Here is a 2,007-nt window from a genome sequence, read left to right as displayed (position 1 = left end):
AATTAGCTGAACTTCCATTTTTATACTCATAGGCAGAAGTGAATACAGCATTTGTTTGCATATCTTCTGTTTCTACAGATGTAATTCTGTCAAATTCATCAGACTTTCTGCTAACAGATATTCCTTGACTTTCAACGAAAGCTACTCCATTATCAGTACCGCTCGTAATCGTTCTCTCAAAGCCTGCAATATTAGTTTTTTCCTCTTTTTCGCCTTTATCATTAACCCTGAGGAAATACAAAACAATATCATCTTCAGTCTGACAATAATTGCCTGACACAGCACCTGTAAAATCATAGTAATACATTGTTGTGCGTTCTGCTGAATAATCAACAACCTTTGCAACCTTACCTTTTTTGTTATAAACGAACTCTGCTATTACACCGTTTTCGCCTTTTAACTGTGTAATTCTGTTAAAGCTATCATAACAATACTCAATATAATCTCCATTTGCAAAATCTGTTTTTTGCAGTTCGCCGTTATTTTGTAAATAAGTGTTAGTAGTAAGAGATATGTTTCCCACATTTGTTGATACTAAATTTCCATAATTATCATAACTAAAGTCATAGTTAAATCCATTATGAGTAATTGTAACTACGCTACCTTTTTCGTTGTACGAATATTCGTTTTCTGCTCCCTCGCTACTTACACTTGCAACGCTGTTGTCTTTATTATAAGTGTAACTTGTTTGGATTTCTTCGCCATCTACGACCGAAGTAACATTGCCATTAACATCATATGAATAATAAACCGTATTTCCAGCCTGATTTGTTTGAGAAGTAACATAATTTCCGCTTGTATCATATGTCCTATTATTTTGAATATATGTATTATTATAATTAGGTGATTCTGTCAAAGCCTCACAATAAAAGTATCCATCATAGTCAAGATCAGAGTCAAGACCAGAATTTTCTGTGCTACCTTCTACAGTAGAACTATCCTCAGCATTGTCACTTTCAACTTTAATTGGATATCCGATTATGTTAAGCATTGAATTGCTAATCTCCATAGTATTGCTATTATTGTTATAAACAAATGAAAAAGAAACATAATCAATAACTTTATCCATTGAATTTGGAGTAACAGCTAAATTGACAGTTTGCTTTTGTGTTGTATATGCATTAAACTCCTGATAATGAGTTTCAGGAACTGAGTTTCCGTCATAATAAACATTAAGAACAATACCGAAGGTTCTTGTATCATTTGTAAGCGGTACAGACTTAGCTTGAGCTTCACCAACTATATTAAAAGATACATATGCTCGGTCAACATTGACATTTTGATAAATATATGAGTTGTCAAGCATAGAGCTATCGTTTTCAGAATCATTATCGCCAGATGCTTCCGTTGCTTCGATTGCTTCAGTTGTTCCCTGAGTGGTTTCTTCTGGTTCATCTAAATAGTATTTTTTGATTTGTTTATCAACAGTTCCGTGAAATTCACCGGTAACATTTCCATATTCATCATATGAAAAAATGTATGAGTCAGGTACTGCAACATCAACTGTTTTTACTGATGTTGCTATTTCAATATCTTCCTTATTGCCTGTTGTTGCGTCCTCGGGGCTGGTTGTCGGTTCAACATATACGCCTGCTGTACCGCCTAAAGAAACGATTCCCTCCTGTGCAGATATTGGTTCATTGTCATTTGTCAGCCAATAATCGTTGCTTTCAAAATCACAGTTTTGCAATGCGTTAAAATCATTAGCACAATTACCCTCTTCAAGCTGTAAGCAATCAAACCAAGCTGTGCCCGTTGTATTTTTTACACTGCACATAATACACATAATTCTGGTTTCCTGAGGAACGGTAACAGTAAGACTGATTCTTTGCCAATCTTCTGTTTCAGTAATACCAATACTGGTTTTTTCATCAAGCAGATTTGCATAAAAATCATAAAATTTAATTTCAAGCAAAGCGCCAAAGGCTTCATCAAGGTTTTTCCAACATACATCATTTGTCTTTACATAAGCTGAAAAAGTTAATTCTTTTCCGATATAATCATTGT

Annotated in this window: 1 protein-coding gene; it reads right to left on the bottom strand. The window is 34.2% G+C overall.

What is annotated here, in order from left to right; genetic code table 11:
- Positions 1 to 2,007: hypothetical protein (locus ACJMMI_RS06150; protein WP_405354327.1), on the bottom strand; the 2,007-nt coding region annotated here is incomplete at both ends.

This window comes from Ruminococcus sp., from assembly GCF_045129435.1.
Lineage (GTDB): Bacteria > Bacillota > Clostridia > Oscillospirales > Acutalibacteraceae > Ruminococcoides.
Note: the sequence above shows the minus strand (reverse complement) of the source record. Positions and strands in the feature narration are given on the sequence as shown.